Annotated in this window: 15 protein-coding genes; 10 read left to right on the top strand and 5 right to left on the bottom strand. The window is 45.0% G+C overall.

Translation table 11 applies throughout. The features are described from left to right. The first annotated feature begins 116 nt into the window (after positions 1-116). Complete coding sequence (locus tag AXE82_RS02220) at positions 117-4,916, top strand: translocation/assembly module TamB domain-containing protein (RefSeq protein WP_062330886.1); 4,800 nt, start codon at positions 117-119, stop codon at positions 4,914-4,916. A gap of 98 nt (positions 4,917-5,014) precedes the next feature. Here the strand turns inward: AXE82_RS02220 and AXE82_RS02215 are convergent, their stop codons facing one another. From AXE82_RS02215 to mrdA, 4 genes are all read right to left on the bottom strand, one after another. Next, a complete protein-coding gene (locus AXE82_RS02215; protein ID WP_062330883.1) occupies positions 5,015-5,638 on the bottom strand; it encodes a TetR family transcriptional regulator in 624 nt (207 codons plus the stop codon). A 108-nt stretch (positions 5,639-5,746) separates the two neighbouring features. Further along, positions 5,747-7,147 carry a deoxyguanosinetriphosphate triphosphohydrolase gene (locus tag AXE82_RS02210; RefSeq protein ID WP_062330881.1) on the bottom strand — a complete coding sequence of 467 codons (1,401 nt, stop codon included), beginning with the start codon at positions 7,145-7,147 and terminating at the stop codon, positions 5,747-5,749. Positions 7,148-7,913: 766 nt separating this feature from the next. Continuing rightward, positions 7,914-8,537, bottom strand: coding sequence for a 16S rRNA (guanine(966)-N(2))-methyltransferase RsmD (gene rsmD, locus AXE82_RS02200; protein ID WP_065252173.1), 624 nt, complete (start codon positions 8,535-8,537; stop codon positions 7,914-7,916). A gap of 50 nt (positions 8,538-8,587) precedes the next feature. Then, on the bottom strand, positions 8,588-10,582 hold the full coding sequence (mrdA, locus tag AXE82_RS02195) for a penicillin-binding protein 2 (protein WP_062330876.1): 1,995 nt from the start codon (positions 10,580-10,582) through the stop codon (positions 8,588-8,590). A 479-nt stretch (positions 10,583-11,061) separates the two neighbouring features. Between mrdA and AXE82_RS02190 the strand changes: the two genes are divergently transcribed. The 6 genes from AXE82_RS02190 to adk all read left to right on the top strand — a co-directional run bounded on the left by AXE82_RS02190 (position 11,062) and on the right by adk (position 17,854). Continuing rightward, positions 11,062-12,372 (top strand): DUF445 domain-containing protein, encoded by a 1,311-nt coding sequence (locus AXE82_RS02190; RefSeq protein ID WP_062330874.1) that lies wholly within the window; start codon positions 11,062-11,064, stop codon positions 12,370-12,372. A 66-nt stretch (positions 12,373-12,438) separates the two neighbouring features. Continuing rightward, on the top strand, positions 12,439-14,523 hold the full coding sequence (locus AXE82_RS02185; RefSeq protein WP_062330872.1) for a heme lyase CcmF/NrfE family subunit: 2,085 nt from the start codon (positions 12,439-12,441) through the stop codon (positions 14,521-14,523). Then, on the top strand, positions 14,510-15,085 hold the full coding sequence (locus tag AXE82_RS02180; RefSeq protein WP_062330870.1) for a DsbE family thiol:disulfide interchange protein: 576 nt from the start codon (positions 14,510-14,512) through the stop codon (positions 15,083-15,085). The genes AXE82_RS02185 and AXE82_RS02180 overlap by 14 nt, the downstream gene beginning before the upstream one ends. Positions 15,086-15,126: 41 nt before the next feature. Then, positions 15,127-15,657: a cytochrome c-type biogenesis protein gene (locus tag AXE82_RS02175; RefSeq protein WP_062334705.1), complete on the top strand. Its 531-nt coding sequence runs from the start codon at positions 15,127-15,129 to the stop codon at positions 15,655-15,657. After that, positions 15,657-16,937 carry a c-type cytochrome biogenesis protein CcmI gene (gene ccmI / locus AXE82_RS02170; protein WP_062330867.1) on the top strand — a complete coding sequence of 427 codons (1,281 nt, stop codon included), beginning with the start codon at positions 15,657-15,659 and terminating at the stop codon, positions 16,935-16,937. The genes AXE82_RS02175 and ccmI overlap by 1 nt, the downstream gene beginning before the upstream one ends. 260 nt (positions 16,938-17,197) lie before the next feature. Further along, positions 17,198-17,854: an adenylate kinase gene (gene adk, locus AXE82_RS02165; protein WP_062330863.1), complete on the top strand. Its 657-nt coding sequence runs from the start codon at positions 17,198-17,200 to the stop codon at positions 17,852-17,854. A 166-nt stretch (positions 17,855-18,020) separates the two neighbouring features. Here adk and rpsT read toward each other — a convergent pair whose 3' ends face one another. Further along, positions 18,021-18,290, bottom strand: a complete 270-nt coding sequence (rpsT, locus tag AXE82_RS02160; RefSeq protein ID WP_036598071.1) for a 30S ribosomal protein S20 — start codon at positions 18,288-18,290, stop codon at positions 18,021-18,023. A gap of 350 nt (positions 18,291-18,640) precedes the next feature. On the opposite strand from rpsT, the gene AXE82_RS02155 reads away from it, so the two are divergent. The 3 genes from AXE82_RS02155 (at position 18,641) to mfd (ending at position 23,742) form a co-directional block, all read left to right on the top strand. Then, positions 18,641-19,354, top strand: coding sequence for an NAD(P)H-binding protein (locus AXE82_RS02155; RefSeq protein ID WP_062330859.1), 714 nt, complete (start codon positions 18,641-18,643; stop codon positions 19,352-19,354). A 42-nt stretch (positions 19,355-19,396) separates the two neighbouring features. Next, positions 19,397-19,915, top strand: coding sequence for a ribonuclease E activity regulator RraA (gene rraA, locus AXE82_RS02150; protein ID WP_062334703.1), 519 nt, complete (start codon positions 19,397-19,399; stop codon positions 19,913-19,915). Positions 19,916-20,139: 224 nt separating this feature from the next. After that, a complete protein-coding gene (gene mfd, locus AXE82_RS02145) occupies positions 20,140-23,742 on the top strand; it encodes a transcription-repair coupling factor (RefSeq protein WP_062330855.1) in 3,603 nt (1,200 codons plus the stop codon). Positions 23,743-23,797: the final 55 nt, after the last annotated feature.

Below are 23,797 nucleotides of genomic sequence, written 5' to 3'. Positions count from 1 at the left end.
GTTAAGATTTTTGGATAAAACTTTGCTAGTATGTAAGGTTTATCCAATATGCCGCCCATATATAGCGCATAGAACCTGTGTTTTTGTAGTGAGCCAACGATTGATTTGCGATATTAATGAAAGATGATAATAACCACGACTCATTGCCCGAAGATGGCACCAAGCCTGACGATAAATCGTTGGTAGATAATGACCTAGACGCTAAACTAGACACTGAAAATCCAAACGGTGAAGATTTAAACGCTAACCATGCGGATACGGCAACCAGTGATGATTTAGACCCAGCAAAACCTGCAAAAGAAGAGGCGGGTTGGCTTCGACACTGGTATCGGCAGGGTTTTGTCACCAAAATTGTGATGGTGTTAGTCGTTATTTTGATTGTAATATTGTTAGGGGCTTATTATGCCGTCGGCACCCCGTGGGGTACACGGTTACTTATCAATGCCATCGTTCAAGAAACAGGTATCAGCCTAAAATATGGTAAAGGCAATCTTCGTGATGGTATCTGGATATATGATCTTAAAATTCCTGATAAACCGCCAAAAAATTATGTCGAAGTCACCGTTGATAAAGCCTATGTAAAAATTGGCTGGCGCGCCCTTATCAATAAACAAGTGCATCTGCGTGAAGCCAACATCAATCGCATGGTCATCATCTACAAAAAGCCGCCAACCAACAAACCCTTTGATTACCCACGTATTGCACTGCCTGTTAACTTAACCTTAGATGACGTAAAAGCAAATTTAGTGCGCTATCAGCAAGTGACCCGCGACCCCATCGATTTTAAACAAGCGCATATCCAAAAGTTTACTTGGTATGATACCCAAATCACGGTTGACGAAGGCAAATTGGCGTATAACAATTTATTAAGCGTCGATAAAGTCAAAGGCAAAATTGACCTACAGCAGGATTATCCGCTGGATGTGACAGGATTGGTTATTGTCAATTCGCTGTCAAAAGTGTATGTCGATGCGCTTGATACCCATGCCACAGGCAGTTTGAAATTTTTGACCGCGGATATAAAAAGTAAATACAATAAATCGGATGTTACTGGGCATGTAACAGCGCAGCCGATGGATAAAAACGCGCCATTTAATGCCAAACTTGAATGGAAAGATGTGTTATTACCCTATGCCACCAGTCAAAACATCCATCTAAAAAATGGACTAGCGACCGCGACAGGGGTGACCAATAATATACAGCTGCGTATCAATGCTGATTTGACTGCCAAAGATATCCCCGATGGGCATTATCAAGGCCGCGGCGTGATTGCCAATCAAAAACTTAGCATCGAATACCTCACCGCTAAAGTCGCGCAAGGCACATTGATGAGTCAAGGCACGATTGATTGGCATGACCGCACCCGTATTGCCCTGATGAATACGGGTAATGGCTTTAAGATTCGTCAGTTGTTGCCAAAAGACATCGCTCCCTATGCACCAGAGACCTTAACAGGCAAACTGGGCATTGTCTATGATGTGGCAACCGATAAATTGCCGATGCAAGTACGGGCAAATCTGCGCCAAGATGATGGTGAAATTATCAATGCCGATATCCGACAAGCCAAAGGCAACCATAAACCTTATACTATCGATGCCAATTGGCAACGGCTGATACGTCACAATTTACCGAGCATTGGCGAGCTTAACAGTCCCAATGGCAAAGCGCAGGTGATTTTTCAGCCGGCAGACGGCAAGCGACCCAGCAGTGTACAAGCGCAAGTCAATGCCAATATACTAAAGCTCAATCAAGCCCCAAGCGGTAATTATCAAGTCAATGTCAACAAAACAGGTCAGATAGTTGACATCACTCAATTGCTGTATCAAGGCGTGGCAGGTAATTTGGCAGGTAATGGTAAAATTAAACTAGCCAGCGGCAATCAGCCGTTAGCTTGGCAAATCAATGCCAAAACCAACCATTTAAATGCCCACAGCATTTTAAATAGCATCCCGCTGCAAGACTTAACAGGCAATGTGGTTGCCAGTGGCACCCTGCAACAGCTCCGTCAAGCCAATCAAGCCTTGTTGAACCGTCATGATGTCACCATCAACCAAATTGACATGACAGGGGATTTATTGGGCGCTAATAACAGCAAAAAACACTTAGCGTTAAAAGGCGCGGGCAAAGTACGTGCCGATGTACTGGGCAATAAGTTATCTTATATCGCCGCCAAATTTGATGGTAGCCTTAATGCGCCAAACGTACCCGCAGGCTCGTTTAAATTTGATATTGCAGGCACACCCAAGCAGCTTAAAATTAATCAATTTAGCCATCAAGGTAGAGAAGGCTATATCAATGCCAACGGTAGCATTGATATGACCAATGGTGCCGGCTGGCATATCAGTGCTGACATGAAAAATTTTGATGCCAGCTATTTTGTGCCAAGTCTGCCAAGCCAAATCACCGGCACCATCAATACCGATGGCTACTGGCGGGCAGGCGCTCAGTATATTCATATCGCCAATATGAACCTCAAAGGCAGACTAAAAAATCAACCTTTGATGGCAACGGGTCAATTGACCGCAAAACTGAATTTGCCAAAAGACCTAAGCACGCTGCGCCAAGTCATTGAAAATGGTGCCAATAGTCAAAAATACGGACAAATCCGCCGTCTTGTTGAAAGTCTGCAAGCCAATAATCTATTGGTACAATGGGGCAGCAATCGCATCACCGCCAATGGCAACCAAAATCAACTAGTGACCAGTGTCGATATCAGCACACTCAATCAGCTAATGCCGCAGCTAAAAGGTATCGTTAAAGGCGGTATTATCTTAACCCAAGGTAACAACCAAGCCCTGCCTAACATCTATGTGGATTTAGTCGGGCGTAACATTTCACTGCCAAACTTTGTGGTACTCGATGCCAAAGTCACCGGTAAATTGGTCAATCTTGCCAAATCACCCAGTCAGTTGCAATTGACTGCAACGGGTATCAACATCGCCAATCAACCGCTGCGCTCTGTGCAACTGTATTTTAACGGTACCCAAGACAATCACACCTTAGATGTCAAAGCAGATAGTACCAAAGGACAAGTGCAAGCGACGCTCAAAGGCCGTATCGATCTTGCCAAAAAACAGTGGTCGGGTCTGCTCGGTAATGGACAAATTGGTACCAAATATGCCAAGCTGCAACAGCTACAACCCGCCCAAATGCTATTGGGCTGGCAAAACCTAAATGTACAAATGGCGGCACACTGCTGGCAAATGGTGGGTCAAAACGGCAGTCTGTGTCTAAAAAACAACCTTGTGGTCAGTAATGGGCAAGGCAATGTCGATGTCAGCGTGCAACAAATTGATAGCCAAATTTTCTCTGTGGTGATGCCGCGTGATATCGCTTGGTCAGGAAAACTCAACGGCACCGCACTCGTTCATTGGCAGAAGAACCAACGACCCAGTATCAATGCCAGCTTCTTTACCGATAACGGCGTATTTGGTACCGCAGCACAAACCCCTGAAGAAAATCCAACGACCATTGCCTATGAGCGTATCAGTGTCATCGCCCGTTCAACCGCAGAAGGGCTAAAACTTCGTGCAGATATCAAAACAGCCAATGGCGCGGGCAATGGTTATTTGGACGCCACCGTCAATCCCTACATACAGTCAAAACCGATTTCAGGCACTGTTGTTTTTCAAGATATTGATTTGGCGGTGTTTAAACCTTTCTTCCCATCGTTTGAACGCTTGACAGGTAACGGTCTAGTGGCAGGTAAAATCAGCGGCTCATTAATGCAGCCCAAATTTGTGGGCGATATTGAGCTACAAGATGCCGGTCTTAGCATCACAGGCGTGCCGATGCGCTTTGATAAGATTAATGTGTTATCGCACGTGGCAGGCAATCAAGCCTCTATTGATGGGTCTTTTGCCAGTGCAGGCGATGGTCAAGGTACCATTACTGGTACAGTTGACTGGACACATGAGCTGCAGGCCAAGCTGAAGTTGCAAGGTAAAGCGCTGCAAGTGAGTCAGCCACCTGAAATTACTGCCATTATTAATCCAATTTTTGATGTGATTGTCAAACCTAGCCAGCGCTACGTGAATATCGTCGGCGTGATTGATGTGCCTCGCGCCACCATTCGCCCCCCTGAGGCCACAGGCAATGTGGTGAGCAAATCCCCAGATGTTAACGTGATTGATAGACGCTTGATGGGTCAGATTGATGACGTACTAAAAGTCACCCAACCTTGGAATATCAACGCGGATGTGGGTGTCGATCTCGGCGAGCGCATAAGTTTCCAAGGTTTTGGGGCACGCTTACCATTGGCGGGTGCACTGCATATTACCCAGCGCGGTCAAGGCACCATGAAAGCAGAAGGCGTGGTGCAAGTATCACGCCGCTCAAAAGTCGAAGTATTTGGGCAAAGCTTGACTCTAAACTTTGCGCAAGTTCGGTTCAATGGTGAAGTGATGAAACCACTGCTAAACGTAGAGGCAGTAAAAGACGTGCAAGGCGTACAAGTGGGTGTCAAAGTCAAAGGCAGCACCAGTGCGCCAAATATTACCGTGTTTAATAATGGCGGACTCAGTGAACAGCAGGCGATGAATGCGTGGGTGACAGGTAGTCTAAATAACAATTCAGGTCAAAATACCAACGAACAAGACTTTAGAAACCGCGTCGACAATACCATTGCCGCAGCAGGGTTAAGTTATGGCTTAAGCGGGACGCGCCAATTTACCAACCAAATTGGTCGGGCGTTTGGGTTGCAGCGTTTAACGTTAGATGCCAATGGCTCGGGCAATGACACCTTGGTCAGTCTAACGGGGTATATCACCCCAGACTTGTTTATACGTTATGGGGTAGGCGTGTTCACCTCGCAGCCTGAGCTCAGTATGCGTTATCAATTAACAAGACGCTTATACATTGAGGCTAAATCTGCCATCAATAACTCTGTCGATTTGATTTATAACTGGCGCTATTAATGGGTTAATAAATAGTAATAAAAAAGGCTGATTTGATGCTCAGCCTTTTTTTGGTTTCACTGTCTGTTGGTTTCACTGTTTTTTAGCTTAAGTTTTGGTTAAGGACACCAATTACGGACGCCATAAAACAGCACTTGCGCCTGTTTGATACAGCGATTGAGATACTCTTGTTTACCTTGTATCTCTGTGGGGTCAAATTTGAGCCATTTATACACCCAAGAAAAATACATATTCACGCCCATATCCGCAATCAGCAGGCGCACTTCTTGATTTAAATGTCCAAAGGCAGGCTGCATGGCCAAATCATCGGTCATGATTTGCGCAAACAAGCTGATTTGCTCATCGAGTGCATGTTGCACAGCTTGGTTACCACCATAGCGCTCAGAGACAATAAAGTGCCAGTGCAATGACGCGTGCTCCACACTTTCCAAAAAGAAACGCACGCTTGAGGCAATTTGCCCTTCATGCGTTCGGGTGCGACCCAGCTGCAAATGATCGCGCAGACTTTGCAGGGTGTGACCGAGTTCTTCATTGACTAAGCAGGTGCCAAGCTCATCGATATCCTGAAAATGGCGATAAAAAGCCGTCGGCACTACGCCCACTTCGCGGCTAATCTGGCGAAGTGAAATCGACGAAAACGCATGCCCCGACCTCGATAACTGAAGCACCGATTGAAAAAAGGCTTGACGGGTTTGGCGTTTTTGCAAGTCACGGCTAGTCATTAGGTATCCAATCAGCGGGTTAAATAAGGAAAAATATTCTAAGCCGAAAACGCCAAATATACAATCGTTGACGATTGACGATTGATGATTGAAGCTCAGCGATGAGGTTTAAATATTCACCGACCAATTGCCCTTTAACGCTTGCGCGAGCCGATAGGCTTCATGATCATTCATGCCAGTCAGCATGTCTAAAATACACAAGATATTTTGATAAACATCATCCCCTAATTGCCGACTAACATTGCTTAAATGGGCATTTAATAGATTAAGCAGGCGTAATTGCTCAAACTGAGAAATACTGTCTGCTGAATCACCCGTCAACGCCAGCGGCATAAACGCATCAAGTAGCGTATGTAAACAGCGGTTTGACATGATTTCAACGCGTACCTTGCTCGGATGTTGAAAAATACGGGTATTGGCTAGGCTTTTGGCTTCACTGATACTACTGCGTACGTTATTGGGGCAGTAGTCAAATAAGCTGCCGGTCAGCTCACCTGCCAATAAGGCGGCTTGATTGGCAACAAAGGCATCAGTGACCTTGTCCACCAATCGCCGCATTGCTCGACCCCGTAGCGCGGCTAATTTTTGGGTGATAGGGGCATTGGTTGTGACTTCAGGCGGTACGCCAAGCCGTTTACCGACGAGTTTGAGCAGCAGTGGTTCAACTTCATGATACGCTAACATACCCAGTAAAATCCCATCTTCCAAATCAATCAGCGCATAACAAATATCATCGGCGGCTTCTAGCAAATAAGCCAATGGATGCCGCGCATAACCTCTTTGGGTCTTGGGTAGTCGCAGCTGCGCCGCCAAATCCTGTAAATACGGCGCTTCACTTTCAAAGCAGCCAAATTTTTTGAGCGTTAAGGGTGAGGGCAGTGCGTCACTGTCGCTGACTGGGTTGCTGACTGGGTTGATAGGGGTGGAAAGATAAGGGTATTTCATAAAAGCGCCCAGCGTCGCCGCTGTCAGGCGCATGCCGCCTGCATCGGGATGATGCTCGTTACGGGTCAGCAGTCGAAAACCTTGAGCATTACCTTCATACGCTAATAAATCTATTTGCTGGCGTGGGGTAAGTCGCTGCAGATATTGGCGCTGTGCAGGCTGAAAAAACCAATCTCGAATCGCCTGCTCACCTGCATGCCCAAATGGGGGGTTACCGATGTCATGCGCCAAACAAGCTGCCTGCACAATGACTCCCATATCCGACATGGTAAAGCCGCTTGGCAAGTCATTACCGAGCTTCTCCGCGCTCATCATTCCCAGCGAGCGACCAATACAAGACACTTCAAGCGAATGGGTTAAGCGGGTATGAATACCCATCTCATGGGTTAACGGATGCACTTGGGTTTTTTGATTCAGTTGGCGAAAAGATTGCGAAAAAACCAGCCTGTCATAGTCCTTATGAAATGCCGTCCTTGACGTCTTGGATTGGGTAAAGTGATTGCCGTGATAGATAGGTTTGGCAGATAACAGCGCTTGCCATTGCTTGTGTGTATTTTTTTTCATTATTGTTTTCAGTCTTACAGAAAAATGGGGTGGATGGGATTAACTAACTAGCTAATTAATTCTAGCTAGATAATTGATTATTAACCAGTTTGGATGAATATTTTTTCAAAAGTTTGATGACACTATACCATTTATCGCAAAAAAATGACCAAATAGGAATTTTTCTGATAAAACAATTGTGTAATTTTTTATTATTGTTATAATTTAGTAACAAATACATTGTAGAATGTAATCACCATAAGATAAATGTAATATTTGATTACCTTTGTAAATTGCTTTTATAGCCCTACCACGCATAGTTTTCGGTCTATGTCGTATATGGATAGTTGCTAAGTAACACGATGAAATTTAATCGGTTAAATTTCAAATTTTTTAGGACATAAGTTATGATCCATCAAGTGAACGATACTAAAGGCACCGATGATAGTGTAGAAATGACGCGCCATCACTCCAAAATCAACATTCATAGTGTTGTACTGGTAATTATGTTAGCGCTCGTGGTGACATTTTTGATGGTGGTGGGGGTCAGCTATCTTTATGAAGCTAACAACTTAAAGGGACAGTCATCAAAATATTTTTGTCCGTCAGCTTCTACCGTACAAGTAAGTATATGCGTTAAGAGCTAATAGTAGATTTGCTATTAGGCGTGATTTGCTATTGTGCGTGAATGGTTATTATATTTGCCGACTGGGTTAATCCAGTCGGTTTTTTAATGCCTAAGTTTAAGGGCTTTGAATCAAAACACCTTGAATTAAAACACTTCGAATTAAAGCGCTTTGAGCTGATAAATGCCGGCAAAAATTTGCCCCATTTTTTTATATTTAAGTGGCTCAAGTGATGCGGTGAACGATGCCAACAACTGTGTATGATCTTGATCGCTTTCGATATACAGTAATGTCTGCGGATGAATTAACTGATGGTTGATTAACCCATGCAAAATTGTCCCCCACAAGGCTAGTTGATAAGGCGGGTCGATAAATACCACATCAAACGGCTCGGTGTTTGCCAGTTGTGGCAAGGCATGTTGTATCGTAGCTTCCATTGTCACAATTTTTGTATCAACAATACCTAACAGGGCTTGGGTGGCTTTAATTTGCCTACATTGCTCATGGTTAGGCTCGATACAAGTTAACTGCTTGGCACCTCGCGACAAGGCTTCAAAGCCGAGCACCCCACTACCAGCACAGCAATCTAGTACCTTGGCATTGACTAAATCGTCGGCAAGCCAGTTAAATACTGTCTCTCGGACACGGTCGGGGGTCGGTCGCAACCCATCGGCATCGATAAACGCTACCAAACGCCGCCGATACTCCCCACCAATGATACGCACATGAGAAACTGGCGGGGATTTGGTCGCTTTATTGGGTCGCTTGCTAATTTTGGACATCATAGTTTGGAAATCATGGTTTGGAAGTCATAGTTTTGACATCGTACATTACGTCAGTCAGCGTCACCCACTGCAGTGAGTTCGGCGGCAGTAGATTTGGATAAGCTGGGTTTTGAGACAATAGGTTTACCTGACAAAATCGCTTCTTGGCGCTGCAGTCGTAGTTGCTGTTTTTCCGCATTGATTTTGGCAAGTTGTTCAGGCGAGGGTGGCGTGATTGGATTGTTATGACGCGTAAGTAACCAATAATCAATCGCTTTTCGAGCAATGGGTGCCACCTTGCTACCCCCACGTCCATTTTCAACTATCACAGCCACCGCTATTTGTGGGTTATCAACAGGTGCAAATGCTATGAACCATCCATGGTCACGGTGACGCTCACTCAGTGCTGCTTCGTTATAACGCTTGCCTTGAGCAATAGATTTAACTTGCGCAGTACCTGTTTTACCCGCCAAACGGTAACGATCAGTATACACCCCTTTCGCGGTACCCGATTTTACGGTTAATTCCATGGCAGTCTGCATTTTGAGCCAATCTTGCTCAGTGCCTCTAAATGGAATTTTACCGTCTGGTTTATTGGCAGGTGAATATTTAACAGCCCCCGTGGTTTTGCTCAATAGATGGGGCGTCAAGTGATTTCCTGCATTTGCTAAAATGGCAGTTGCATTTGCAACTTGTAAAGGGGTCGCCAAAAAATACCCTTGACCGATACTGGCAGAGACAGTGTCGCCTGGTAACCAAGGCTTTTTATAGGTTTTCATCTTCCATGCCGTTGAAGGGTAGACACCGGTTTTTTCTCCCGGTAAATCAATACCTGTTTTTTTACCAAAGTTGAACCGCGTCATCCAGTCATGCATTCTATCAATACCTAACTCATAGGTATTCTTGTAGTAATAGGTGTCAACAGATTGGGTAATCGATTTGGTCAAGTTAACCGTGCCATGACCCGATTTTTTCCAGTCCCTAAATTTGTGCTTATTACCTGGAATACTAAAATACCCAGGGTCATATATGGTACTGTCCCAAGTCACGATACCAGCATCTAACAGACCAAGCCCAGCAAAAGGCTTAATGGTTGAGGCGGGCGGGTATTGACCTTGCAAGGCGCGGTTGTACAGTGGCATGTCGGGGTCTTGTTGCAGCGCCTTGTATTCTCTGCTACTAATCCCAGTGATAAAGGGGTTTGGGTCAAAGCTTGGGTTACTAACAAATGCAAGTATCTCGCCTGTGTTAGGATCCATTGCTACCAAAGCCGCTCTTTTTCCAGCAAGTTCATCACTCACCACCTTTTGCAAGCCATAATCAAGGCTTAGATAAATATCATTGCCGGGAATGGGCGGTTTGGTATCGAGTTTTTTGATGATATCGCCATAAGCATTGGTTTCAATTGATTGATAACCGGGTTTGCCCAGTAGCAGCGGCTCGTAATATTTTTCAATCCCTGTTTTACCAATCAAATCGGTGCCCGCATACAGTTTCTTATCCAGCTTTTTACTATCATTGTCGCTGATACGCCCAACATAGCCAATCACATGGGCAAACAAATCACTGTAGGGATAGGTGCGCGTGAGTTTACTTTGAATCGTCACCCCTTTAAAAAACGGTTTACGTTCACTAAACTGGGCAACTTGCTGTTCAGTCAGTCCGATTTTAATGGTGACAGGTTCGTTTTTACTTTTTTTAAGGGCTTTTGACGCCTCACTGATTTCTTCAGGGGTCAACTGAAAAATCGGGGTGAGTAGTGCCAAGGTATTGTCAGGATTGTCAATTTCATCCGGGCTGATGACAGCGGTAAAAACAGGCTGGTTATCCGCCAAAATCACGCCGTTACGGTCATAAATATAGCCGCGACTGGGCGGCGCAGAAATCAGCTTGATACGATTATTGTCAGACTGGGTAACGTACTGGTCGTGGGTGTAAATTTGTAGATAAGCATAGCGTACAATCAAGCCAACCAAGCCCAAAAAAACAAACACCGATGCCAAAATTATCCGGCGGCGAAAGATAAGATTTTCACGTTGCATATCTGAAGAATGGGGTGGTTTCATAAGCGGGTAACAGCAATTAGAACGGTTTTAAAAAGGGTCACGGTGCGATGAACGTTTAACTTAATGCAAATTTAGGGATATCACCCAGCTATTTGTGCAACTATATTTGTGCAACTATGGGTGGCTTAAGTCTGATGGCTTAAATCAAAATTTAAGAGCGATATACTAGCATAAAACGTGGCAAATAAGCATGTCAAAATCCTGTCAAAATCGCAAATAACTAACGGCTGCTGACAAAAAAATGTATCAAATTATGATAGCAGCATTGACGGCAATATGGATGGCAACATAGGGAATCAAAACCGCTAAAAATATAACTTCTTCAGGCAAAATATATCTTTCTGTGCTAAAATCTAGCAGTTTGAACGCACCCTTATTAACGCACTTATATTATAGACGTTTTTAAGCAAACCTTATAATGTCATCTCGGTTTTATTGTCCTTTGATTTTAGCTTTTTCACCATGTGAGCTTTTTTGATATGTTTGCAGAAATTTGGCACAAGCTTGCAACCCATCCGCAATTTTTCGCCATGCTGACCATTCCATTTGTGACAGCAGTCGTGACTTGGGCGCATGTATGGATGGCGCTCAAGATGCTATTTTATCCCATTCATTTTTGGGGGATTAAGATTCAAGGCTTCCCAGGCGGCGGTATCGGCTGGCAGGGCATTGTGCCACGCAAAGCGGGTAAAATATCTGGGATTATCGTTGACCAAACTTTATCCAAGCTTGGCTCGCTCGATGAGTTTTTCCAAGCCATGCACCCTGAAGAAGTGGCGGATTTTATCAGCCAAACCATGAACCAAAACTTGGATTTGCTGATTGATGAAATCATGAATGAGCGCTCGGCAACGCTGTGGGCGAATTTGCCTTTTGCTGTCAAACGCCGTATCTATGCGTATGGACACGAGCAATTGCCAGCTATCATGAAAAATCTGGTGCTCGACTTGACCTACAATGTCGAAAACTTGGTTGATATGCGCGAGATGATTGTCAACAAGATGGAAAGCGACCGTGCGCTGATGGTGCGGATGTTTTTGAAGGTAGGTCAAAAAGAGATTGATTTTATTTGGCATATCAGTGCGCTGATTGGGTTTGTATTTGGTATTTTGCAGATGGCGATTTTTTGGTTTGTGCCGCAGCATTGGACGGTGCCATTTTTTGCCGCGATTTGGGGGCTGTTGACCAACTGGATTGCCATTTGGATGGTATTTAATCCGATTGAGCCGCATTATTACCGTTTTCCCAAATTTTTTAGTTTTAGTAAATCAGTGCCGTTTATTCGCTTTGAAAAACCGCATATGGGACAATTTAACTGGCAAGGTGGTTTTATGAAACGCCAGCCTGAGGTCTCTGAGGTGTTTGCTGAGATTGTGGTCAAAGATTTGGTCACGCTCAAAAACATCATGCATGAAATGATGTATGGCAGCCGTGCGATGCAAACGCGTGAACTGATTAAAAAACACCTAAACCCAGTTTTGGAATCACAGGTGATTCAAACCAGCTTGAAATTTGGTTTGGGTCGTAAAGAGTTTGGTCAGCTTAAGCACGTGATTATTGATAAGTCGATTGCAGCGACCATGCTGCCGATGAGCAATCCTGAGCTTAACCTTAGCCGCGCAGAAAAAATCTTTGGGCTGTTTCGAGACCGCATTCGTGCATTGACGCCCAATGAATTTCAAAATCTGTTGCGCCCTGCCTTTCGTGAAGATGAATTAACACTGATTATTTTGGGCGGTGCGACAGGGTTTTTGGCGGGCTGGATACATTTGATATTGGTGTTTTATTAGTTTTACCCATTTTTTTGGTGAAAATTCTACAGTGTGATAACCACTACAGCGATAGGAGCAGTGGGTATGTTAATTACTGAATTGGGCTATTTTGCGCTTATTTCAGCCTTGGTGATTGCCATTTTACAGGTTATTTTGCCAGCAGTGGGGGTATTTAAACACCAACCTGCTTGGCAACGACTGGCGGGAAGTCTTGCCATTGCTCAGTTTTTGGCAACCGGTACGTCATTTTTGTGCCTGATGTATGGGTTTTATGCCAATGATTTTACGTTGATTTATGTCGCCAATCAGTCAAATTCTCTGCTACCTTGGTACTATCGCTTATCCGCCACGTGGGGCGGGCATGAAGGCTCACTGTTACTGTGGGTCACCATTTTGGCGGCTTGGGGCGCGGCGGTGGCTGTTTTTAGTCGAAGCTTGCCGCTTGCCATGCGCGCACGCGTGTTGGTGGTGATATCTTTTGTGCAAATGATGATGCTAAGCATGGTGATTTTTGTGTCGTCACCCTTTAATCGCAGCTTACCCAGCATCCCAGTGGATGGCAAAGATTTGAATCCACTACTCCAAGACCCTGGGTTGATTTTTCACCCGCCGATGCTGTATATGGGCTATGTGGGCGCGGTGGTACCGTTTGCTTTTGCCATGGCAGCCTTATGGGCAGGTCGGTTAGATGCGGTGTGGACGCGTTGGTCGCGTCCTTGGACACTAGCGGCTTGGTGCTGTTTGACACTGGGTATCGTGTTTGGCTCCATGTGGGCGTACAACGAGCTTGGCTGGGGCGGCTGGTGGTTCTGGGATCCTGTGGAAAACGCGTCCCTTCTGCCTTGGCTCGGTGGCGTGGCATTATTACACTCATTGGCAGTTACCGAAAAGCGCGGCGTGTTCAAAGCCTGGACGATTATGTTGGCGATTTTCACCTTTGCCTTGAGTTTATTGGGTACGTTTTTGGTGCGCTCAGGGGTCATTACCTCGGTTCACTCATTTGCCGCAGACCCCACCCGCGGTCTGTTTATCCTAGTGATTTTGGGCGTGGTCATCGGTGGCGGTCTGGCGCTGTTTGCGTGGCGCGGTTGGCGTTTGACCCAAGAAAGCCATTATCAGCTCAAATCTCGTGAGACGTTATTGGTCATCAATAACATTATTATATTAGTCGCAACCATCGTGGTGGTGATTGGCACACTTTATCCAATGCTGGCTGATGCGTTAAAACTCGGTCAAGTATCGGTTGGTGCGCCTTACTTTAATGCGTTATTTGTGCCGTTAACTTGGTTATTGTTGTTGTTTTTAGCCATTGGACCGGTCAGCCGCTGGAAAAAAGACACCCGTCCATTTTTGGGTACAGGCTTGGCGATTTTAGCCAGCTGTTTTGTGTTAGCCGGGGTTTTAAGCTATTTCTTGGTCAGTAGCATCGATATCAATATCTTTATGTCAGCGGCACTGTGTCTATGGGTATTGGTATGGATGGTAATTGATATCAAAGACAAAACCCGTAACGCGCGCTCGTTTGGCGCTGGGCTAAAACGTCTGCACATGGGCTATTGGGGAATGCAGCTGGCGCATTTGGGTATTTTACTATCCGTGATGGGCATTGCCATTACCACAAGCTTAAGTATCGAAAAAGACATTGCCATGCAAAAAAACCAATCGGTTGAAGTGCAGGGCTACCAGTTCACGATGGATGAGCTAAAAAAAATTCGCGGCGCAAACTTCGATGCTACCCAAGCGGTCGTCAGTGTTCGTAAAAATAACCAACTAGTTGCGACCCTTTATCCAGAAAAACGCCATTATGTGGTCAGTCAAATGCCCATGACCGAAGCGTCTATCCAGTACAACCCATTAAGAGATATCTATATGGCAATGGGTGAACCGATTTTAGGGGTTAATCAAACGGAAGATGATGCCGATAAATGGGCGGTACGTATCTATATCAAACCTGGTGTACGCTGGGTGTGGTGGGGCGGTTTTGTGCTGGCGCTCGGTGCGATTTTAAGTATGTTTGATAAACGTTATCGTAAACTGCCGAGACTTGCTGATATGAATGATAATAAGTCGGAGAATTTGGCAGCGATTAACACAGCAGCGGCAATCGCGCCTGTGTTGGTAAAAAATGACAGTGATTTAGGTCAGGAGAGTCCTCATGGCAATGCGTAAAAGACAACTTTGGTTTTTAATTCCTTTGGTGCTTTTTTTGATTATCATTGCGCTGTTTTATACGCGGTTGGGCAAAGATACCACCATAGTGACCAACACCTCGCTCAATCGCGCTTTGCCAAGTTTTAGCTTACCGTCTTTGGGTAACCCATCACAAATGATTACCCAAGCACAGCTACCCAAGCAGCCATTTTTACTCAATGTATGGGCGTCTTGGTGTGCGACTTGTAAAGTTGAACACCCGTTTTTACTGCAAATGTCAAAGACAGGCGTACCGATTGTTGGGGTTAATTATAAAGATGAAACCAAAGACGCGCTCGATTATCTCAACACCCATGAAGACCCATTTATCCTCAATGTGCAAGATAAAGAAGGGAGTTTTGGCATTGATTTGGGTCTGACAGGTGTGCCAGAGTCGTTTGTGGTTGATGACAAAGGCAATGTGCGCCAGCATATCTTGGGTGAAATCAACGAAGAGCGCTACAACAAACAAGTATTGCCTTGTATGACTGCGCTGCGTGAACAAGCCGCCGATGCTAAAATCCGTGAGGTGTGCCAATGAATATCACATTTGCAAAAATTCGTCATTTGATAGTCAGGGCGATGGCGATGGTGTTGCTAGTCGCAGGGTTATCCATGTCAGCTTGGGCAAACATTGATACTTACCAATTTGACAACCCGCGCCAAGAAGCCCAGTATCGGGCGCTCATTGAAGAATTTCGTTGTCCAAAATGTCAAAACCAAAACTTGGCAGGTTCCGATGCGCCAATTGCCCAAGATTTAAAACAAAAGACCTATGATATGGTCAAAGACGGTCGTTCCGACGCCGAAATTCGCCAGTATATGAATGAGCGTTATGGTGACTTTATTAGCTACAAACCACCCGTGCGGCCATCCACCTGGATTTTATGGTTTTTTCCGCCTGTGTTGTTGGTGTTTGTGATGCTGGCTTGGTTTATTCGTAACCGTAATTCGTCAAAACGTGCCGCTGCCATCGCCAATCCCATAGAAGAGGGTTATGCGCCACTCTCAGCCGCCGAACAACAGCGATTACAAGACTTGTTAAACGCCAATGATAACGCTGCCAATGCTAAAACTGGTGAAATCAATCAAGCAGTGGCTAAGGAAAATTAATGTCAACGCTAATTATTTTTATCATTGTCGCACTTTTGTTTGCTATCACGCTTGCGGTATTTATTTTGTTGCCTTGGTTGCAAACCCAAGACCATCACGCCATCGCCAATCGCGCTGATAATCAGCTACTAACGCTCAATATTGAAGTATTTAAACAACGGCTGGAGGAGCTTGATGCCGATTTTGCCGAGGGTCAAATCGATGAGGCGACTTATCAAACCCAAAAACTGGCGTTAGAGCGTCAATTACTAGACATCAGTGACAATCAAGATACCAGACATTTTACCCCCAATTGGAAAAGCCGTCTGATAGTTATCATCTGGATTCCGCTATTATCTGTGATGGCTTATGTGATGATTGGCGACCGCACGCCCGTCTATCAATTATGGGATGCACAAAATCGCTTGGGACAAGTCGCGGATGATTTATTGACCGCAAAAATCGATACCCCGCCAGAATGGGCGACCAAAGACAGCGTGGGGCTCATTAGCGCCATGCAGACCAACGTGCATCATCATGCCACCGATCCGCTGCGTTGGTTTCGTCTGTCTGAAGTGTTTGTAGCCTTGCAAGCACCCGAGCAAGCAATTGAAGCCTTGGCAAGGGCGTATCGTCTCAATCCTGATGATGAAAAAATCGCCATCACCTACGCGCAAACGAGATTTTTTACCCAAGGCGGCGTGATGGATGACAAAACCCGTCAAGTGGTTGAGCATATTTTAGCCAAAAGTCCCAAACACCAAGGCGCACAAATGCTGATGGCAATGGGTGAAATGCGAGCGGGCAACTACGCGCAGTCTCGAAAATGGGTAGAATTGCTACGCAGCGAAATCCAAGCACGTCCTGGCGATCATACCCAAGCCTTAAACAGCTTATCTGAACTTGAGCAGACTATCAATCAGCGAGAAGCCCAAGGCAAGCAGGCGATTACAGTCAATGTCAAAGTCACCCCTGAGATATTAGGACGGGTGGAAAAAGGCCAAAGCTTATTTGTTAATGTGCGTAAGATGGCAGGTGGTCCCCCTGTTGCTGCCAAAAAACTGTCAGCAGATAGCTTAACCATCAATGGTATGGCAATTAACATCAGCGATAACGATAGCATCATGCCGACCATGACCTTAAGCTCGGCGATTAGCGCCAATGAGCCCTTGGTGATTACTGCTCGGGTTAGTGCGTCAGGTGACGCCATGCCGCAAAGTGGCGACTTGACGAGTAACCCAGTACCGCTAGAGAAAACGGCTGACTCGACAACGGTACTGATTGATAAAATCGTGCCTTAAATCATAATAAAACTCCCTTGATTGAATAGGGGCTTAATTGAATAGGGGGTGGGTTAAATTTTGCCACATTTTTATTTTTAATACCCCTATCAATTTAAATTATTTTGCAAAAATTGCTTGAGATTTTAGTGGTTAACGAGTATTGTTAACCCAGTATTTCAAAACTGTTAGTTATTTGAACACAGCATTTGTGGGTCTTTTTTGCTATTGCAGTAATGAGATAGGGCGATTTTAATAATTTCGACTTAAGGAATAGGTTTATGAAGCGTATTATTCTTTTAGGGCCACCTGGCGCTGGTAAGGGTACCCAAGCACAAATCATCACCAAGGAATTTAATATTCCACACATCTCAACAGGTGATATGCTACGCGCCGCTATCAAAGAAGGTACTGAGCTTGGCAAACAAGCCAAAAGTATCATGGATGCCGGTGGACTTGTCTCAGATGATTTAATTATCAACCTAGTTAAAGCCCGTATTGCGCAGCCAGATTGCGCCAACGGCTATATTTTTGATGGCTTTCCCCGTACCATTCCACAAGCGCAAGCGTTAGCCGATGCAGGCGTACACATCGATAACGTGGTAGAAATTGCCGTACCTGATGAAGAAATCGTGTCTCGTTTGTCGGGTCGTCGTTCTCATCCTGCTTCAGGTCGCGTGTACCATGTGGTCTATAATCCACCCAAAGTGGCAGGTAAAGATGACGAAACCGGTGAAGACTTGGTTCAGCGTGAGGATGATAAAGAAGATACCATCCGCGATCGTTTAGCCACTTATCATAACCAAACAGAAGCCTTGGTTGGTTTTTATCAAGACTTGGCAAAATCGGGTCAAAACGCGCCACGTTATGCCAAAATTGATGGCACACAAGCGATTGATAAAGTCAGTGAGCAAGTCCTAGCTGAATTAAAAGCATAATTAAATCCCTGAGGAAACGCATCGATGGGCTTTTAGGTAAGCTAAATAAAAAAAGCTGAAATTTCGATTTCAGCTTTTTTTTATAATTAAATCAATTTTATAGCTAAATCGGGCGCATTAAAAAAGCCAATTCAATGTGAATTGGCTTTTTTAATGCAACAAACAATTAAGCAGTTTTAAGGGCTTTAATTGCTTTGTTTAAGCGGCTTTTGTGACGTGCGGCTTTGTTTTTGTGAATCACGCCTTTGTCAGCAATACGGTCAATCACTGGAACTGCTTTTTTGTAAGCTTCAGTCGCTGCTTCGTAGTTTTTATTTTCAACGGCTTTTATCACATGTTTGATGAAAGTACGAACCATAGAACGTTGTGATGCTTTTAATTGACGACGTTTAACGTTTTGGCGAGCGCGTTTGCGAGCTTGTGCAGAATTTGCCACGTAAATCTCCTTGGATTTGCAATATAAATCGATCTGTTAGTAAGTGAGCAGCCATTCGCTTATTACAGACACGGGTAGTTAGGGTTGCTTGAATCCTTGAATCACTAGACACGGAAACACAATTAACGATATCAAGCGGATTTAAAGCCCGCTATTTTAGCAAACTCACGCTACAATAACAACTTATACGGTAGATTATTGAGCGTATTTCGTCTATTGGCGAAAAAACCATCGGGCAATGCCCACCAACGCTGAAAAAAACGTATTTGTAGGTGAAAGTTTTGATTATCTGTGATTAAATAAAATGACAGTAAAAACTCATAAAATATTCATACTGAGGTCATTGTTTTATGCAGCGCACAGCATTAATCATCGGTGCAACCGGCTTGGTAGGCAATTCATTGCTCACTCAACTAGGCAGTTTGTATCAAAAAGTCATTATCATTGCGCGCTCTCAGCCAAAAGGGTTGAGTGATTCGATGCATTTCTACCAGCTTAAAGATTTTAATCAAATGCATGAATTTGTGTCTGCGCTGTCGATTGGTAAAGACACCGATGCTTTTAGCTGTCTGGGTACCACCATTAAGGAAGCGGGTAGTGAAGCCGCCTTTCGGCAAATCGACTTTACCTTTAATGTGGCATTTGCAAAAGCTTGCAAACAAAAAGGCGTAGAGCGGTTTTTTTTGTTATCGGCGATGGGCGCCAATGCTGACAGTCGCTTTTTTTATAACCGTGTCAAAGGTGAGCTTGAAACCGCGATTGGCAATTTAGGTTTTCAAGAATTGGCAATTTTTCGTCCCTCTTTGCTGCTTGGCAAACACGATGATCGTAAACTTGAAACCATCGCGCAGACGGCGTACAAACTCATCAAACCTATCGTACCCAAAAAACTGCCTGTCCGTCCCATAGAAGCCGATAGGGTAGCGATGGCAATGGCGCTGGTGAGCAACAATTGGCACATCAAACATACTTATGAAAAATCTGCTAACCGTGTCGATACCGCCAAAAAAACCCAAGTTATCAGTAACAGTGAAATGCTAGCGATGACGCGGTTTAGAAACTAACCTTCCCAAAAAAAATTGACTTAAGGAGCGATGATGAGCGAAATGACCTTAGAGAATTTTATTACCTGTGATTTATTAGATGATAATCCAGAATGTCAAGTTTGTGCACCCAACATGGAAGGCAAACGCTTTTTTAGTTATGGCGGTAACACAAAATTTGGCGGCGAAGTGGTAACCGTCAAATGCTTTGAAGACAATAGCCGGGTTAAAGAGCTGTTAGCCACGAATGGCAAAGATGAGAAAGGCAATGGCAAAGTTTTGGTGGTAGACGGTGGCGCATCAATGCGCTGCGCTTTGCTAGGTGATATGATTGCACAAAGCGGCGTTGATAATGGCTGGGCTGGCGTGATTGTGTATGGCTGTGTGCGAGATGTGGATGATATGGGCAAAATGCCAATCGGCGTACACGCGCTCGGCGCTATCCCCCGCAAATCCAATCGCAAAGGCGCGGGCGAGACGGATATCGAAATCAGCTTTGGCGGTCTAACCATCAACTCTGGCATGTATGTGTATGCGGATAATAACGGTATCATTCTTAGTCAAAAATCACTAATCGACTAGGGATATTATGATGAAAAATCTGTTTAAAATCGCCGTGATTAGCAGTGGTTTATGAACTTTGCTATATCGACAATACGCCATGTTAAAAGCCTTTAAGGTGTAATACAACATCCGCTAAATTTGGCTGATTTTTTGCTTTAAATCAGCCGCAAAAACCCCCACAATAACGTCATTCTTTTTCGCCTTTTTAACTCAAAAGACTTATAACCAAAAGACCGATAACAATGACGAATGCTACGCACCCACTGTCTCATCTTTCCTTTCGCCTTAACCAATCGTTGTTTGACAATGCTAAGCATGATAAAAAATGGCTGGGCAACCTTCAAGGCATGACCCAAGCCTTATGGCTTGCCAGCCTCACCAGCAGTGATAGCGGCCAGCAAAACCGCCTAAAAGTGGTCGTGACCCGTGACCAAAATCAGCTCAATCAGCTTGAAACAGAGTTGGCATTTAGTGGGGTCGATGCCCATGTGTTTCCTGATTGGGAAACGCTTACCTATGATGAGTTGTCACCGCACCATGATATTGTCTCTGAGCGGATTCATTTGCTTACTCATATGCCAACGGATGGTATTTTACTGATTTCGGTGCAGACCTTAATGCACCGCGTCGCCCCTGCATCATGGTTATTGGGGCAACACTTTGATTTGTCAGTGGGTGACACCTTTGATGTGGCAACCGAACGCCGAAAACTGGCGACTGCGGGCTATCATGCGGTAGATAATGTCTTTGAGCCCGGGGAGTTTGCTGTGCGTGGCAGCGTGATTGATTTGTTTGCTATTGGTCAGCCATTTCCGGTGCGCATTGATTTATTTGATGATGAGATTGAGAGTATCCGTTTTTTTAACCCGCAAACCCAGCGAAGCTTGACACAAGCGGATTTGGACGAGTTAAAAGACAGTGACCCCCATCAATATGTCAAGTTTATCAATAGTCAGAAAAAATCGGCTGAAACCATCGGTAAAATCACCAGCTTTCAGATTTTACCGGCGCGAGAATTTCCCCTGGATGAGGGTAAAGAAACGTTTCGCGCCAATTTTGCCAGCACCTTTGCCCATACCAGTGCTAGACGCTTTGAGCTGTTTAACGATGTGATGAACGGCATTGCACCCGCGGGGGTGGAGTATTATCAGCCGTTATTCTTTGATACGGATACTTGGCAAAATGGCTCGGATTTTTTTAGTTATTTGCCCAAAGATAGCTTGTTTATTGTCGATAATCAAATAGAGACCGCTTACCAAAATTTTTGGCAGCAAATCCAAACTCGCTACAATGACCGCAGGCACGATATCGAAAAACCGATTGTGGCACCGCAAGATTTGTATCTGGCAGCGCATATTTTTAATGAAAAAATTGCCCAATATCCTCGCATTATCACCAGCGAACAGCCAATTGATGAGACCAGAGCAGGGGCAATCAATGCTGTGGTTGACACGCCACCTGATTTAACCGTTGACCATAAACTTGCTGAGCCACTACAAAGACTGATGGCATTTCGCGAGCGGTTTGCTAAACCGATATTATTGGTTGCCGAAACTGCGGGTCGCCGTGAGATTTTATCGGAGCTGTTGCAAAAACGCTTTAATTTACAAAGTGTTTCAGGATTGAGCGATTTTCTTGCAAACATGGATGAGGCGCATAGCACTGCGATTGCCTTGACCATTGCACCGATTGAACGAGGCGCGTTACTCCCCGATAAGTTTGCGATTCTCTCAGAAACCCAGTTATTTGGACGGCAGGTATTACAGACTCGCCGCCGTCGCCAAAGCGATGTGTCTGATGAATTTTTGGTTAAATCGGTCAGTGAGCTTAACATCGGCGACCCTGTGGTGCATATTGATTTTGGCATTGGGCGTTATCAAGGCTTGATTACGCTTGAAATTGATAGACAACTGCAAGAGTTCATCCATCTCACCTATGCAGATGATGCCAGTGTGTATGTGCCTGTGGCAAATCTGCAACTCATCAGCCGTTATGCGGGCGGCGACGCGGCAACCGCACCGCTTCATACCATAGGTAGCGGTAAATGGGATAAAGCCAAAGCCAAGGCACTCAGCCAAATTCATGATGTGGCGGCGGAACTGCTCAACGTGCAAGCCCGCCGTGATGCCAAAGTGGGCATTAACTTTCCAATTGACCAAATCCAGTATGACCTATTTGCCAGTCAATTTGCGTTTGAAGAAACGCCCGACCAAGCCAATGCCATTGAAGCGGTTAAGTTTGATATGAAGCAAAATAAGCCCATGGACAGGCTGGTGTGCGGCGATGTCGGTTTTGGTAAAACCGAAGTGGCAATGCGTGCCGCTTTTATTGCGGTGCAAGCAGGGTATCAAGTGGCAGTGCTAGTACCGACGACGCTGCTTGCTGGGCAACACGAAGACAACTTCTTGGATAGATTTGCTGATTGGCCCATTCGTATTGAAAGCCTGTCTCGCTTTGGCACCAAAAAACAACACGACAAAATTTTAGCAGATTTGGCAAATGGGCAAGTGGATATCGTTATCGGTACCCACCGTATTTTGCAAGAAGATGTCAAGTTTGCCAACTTAGGTCTGATGATTGTTGATGAAGAACACCGTTTTGGCGTGCGCGATAAAGAGCGTATCAAAGCCATGCAATCGGATGTCGATGTACTATCAATGACCGCAACACCCATACCACGTACGCTGAACATGGCGTTATCGGGTATAAGAAACATGTCGATTATCGCCACGCCCCCGGCAAGGCGGTTGGCAATTAAAACCTTTGTCATGCAAAAGTCTGATAACTTACTCAAAGAAGCGATTTTGCGTGAATTATTGCGTGGCGGACAGGTGTTTTTACTGCATAACGATGTGGCAAGCATTGAGCGCATGGCAGAAACCGTGCGAGAGCTTGTGCCCGAATCTCGGGTGGCAGTGGCTCACGGTCAGATGAAAGAACGTGAGCTTGAGCAAATCATGCAATCGTTTTATCACAAAAGACACAATGTATTGGTGTGTACCACCATTATCGAAACGGGCATTGATATCCCCAATGCCAACACCATTATCATCAACCGTGCCGATAAATTCGGGATAGCCCAGCTTCACCAACTTCGTGGGCGTGTTGGTCGCAGTCACCACCAAGCTTACTGTTATCTGCTTGTGCCGTCTATTAAAGGCTTGAGCAGCGATGCCCAAAAGCGCCTTGACGCTATCAGCCGTGCCAACACATTGGGGGCGGGCTTTATGCTTGCCAGTGAAGACCTTGAGATTCGTGGGGCAGGCGAGCTGCTGGGCAAAAACCAAAGTGGCAATATGCAAGCGGTTGGTTTTAATCTGTATATGGATATGCTAAACCGTGCCACCAAAGCCATCAAAGCAGGTAAACAACCTGATTTAAACACCCCATTATCGCTAACCAGTGACATTAATTTGCATTTGTCGGCACTCATTCCTGAAGATTATCTGGGTGATGTGCATCAGCGGCTATTGTTTTATAAAAAAATCGCTAATGCTGAAGACTATGACAGCCTAATTAGCATTCGCAGCGAAATGCTAGACCGTTTTGGCAGTTTGCCGGAGCCGACCAAAAATTTATTTGCCATTCACCAAATCCGCTTATTGGCTGAAGCGCTGGAGATTAGTAAGATTGATGGCAATGAGCGGCAAGTCACCTTTGAGTTTTCACCAAGCACCCCTGTGGAAGCCATTACCATTATTGGGCTTATTCAGTCGAATCCGAAAAAATTTAAAATGAACGGGGCGACAGGGCTAAAAATGATGGATGACAAAGCCCTTGCTACGCCAGAAGGGCGGATTGATGCGGTGAAAAATCTCATAGAGAAATTATCTTTAAAAGCGTGATGATGACCTGATAATAAATAATTATTGGCGCATCATAACCGTATTATAGCGAAAA

Source organism: Moraxella osloensis (assembly GCF_001553955.1).
Taxonomy (GTDB): Bacteria; Pseudomonadota; Gammaproteobacteria; order Pseudomonadales; family Moraxellaceae; genus Faucicola; species Faucicola osloensis.
Note: the sequence above shows the minus strand (reverse complement) of the source record. Positions and strands in the feature narration are given on the sequence as shown.

Bases quoted from the DNA above. Each gene is read 5' to 3' on its own strand.
- ccmI (WP_062330867.1), top strand. From the start codon at position 15,657: ATGTCAACGCTAATTATTTTTATCATTGTCGCACTTTTGTTTGCTATC.
- mfd (WP_062330855.1), top strand. From the start codon at position 20,140: ATGACGAATGCTACGCACCCACTGTCTCATCTTTCCTTTCGCCTTAAC.
- AXE82_RS02220 (WP_062330886.1), top strand. From the start codon at position 117: ATGAAAGATGATAATAACCACGACTCATTGCCCGAAGATGGCACCAAG.
- rsmD (WP_065252173.1), bottom strand. From the start codon at position 8,537: ATGATGTCCAAAATTAGCAAGCGACCCAATAAAGCGACCAAATCCCCG.
- AXE82_RS02180 (WP_062330870.1), top strand. From the start codon at position 14,510: ATGGCAATGCGTAAAAGACAACTTTGGTTTTTAATTCCTTTGGTGCTT.
- AXE82_RS02190 (WP_062330874.1), top strand. From the start codon at position 11,062: ATGTTTGCAGAAATTTGGCACAAGCTTGCAACCCATCCGCAATTTTTC.
- adk (WP_062330863.1), top strand. From the start codon at position 17,198: ATGAAGCGTATTATTCTTTTAGGGCCACCTGGCGCTGGTAAGGGTACC.
- mrdA (WP_062330876.1), bottom strand. From the start codon at position 10,582: ATGAAACCACCCCATTCTTCAGATATGCAACGTGAAAATCTTATCTTT.
- AXE82_RS02210 (WP_062330881.1), bottom strand. From the start codon at position 7,147: ATGAAAAAAAATACACACAAGCAATGGCAAGCGCTGTTATCTGCCAAA.
- AXE82_RS02175 (WP_062334705.1), top strand. From the start codon at position 15,127: ATGGCGATGGTGTTGCTAGTCGCAGGGTTATCCATGTCAGCTTGGGCA.
- AXE82_RS02185 (WP_062330872.1), top strand. From the start codon at position 12,439: ATGTTAATTACTGAATTGGGCTATTTTGCGCTTATTTCAGCCTTGGTG.
- AXE82_RS02215 (WP_062330883.1), bottom strand. From the start codon at position 5,638: ATGACTAGCCGTGACTTGCAAAAACGCCAAACCCGTCAAGCCTTTTTT.
- AXE82_RS02155 (WP_062330859.1), top strand. From the start codon at position 18,641: ATGCAGCGCACAGCATTAATCATCGGTGCAACCGGCTTGGTAGGCAAT.
- rraA (WP_062334703.1), top strand. From the start codon at position 19,397: ATGACCTTAGAGAATTTTATTACCTGTGATTTATTAGATGATAATCCA.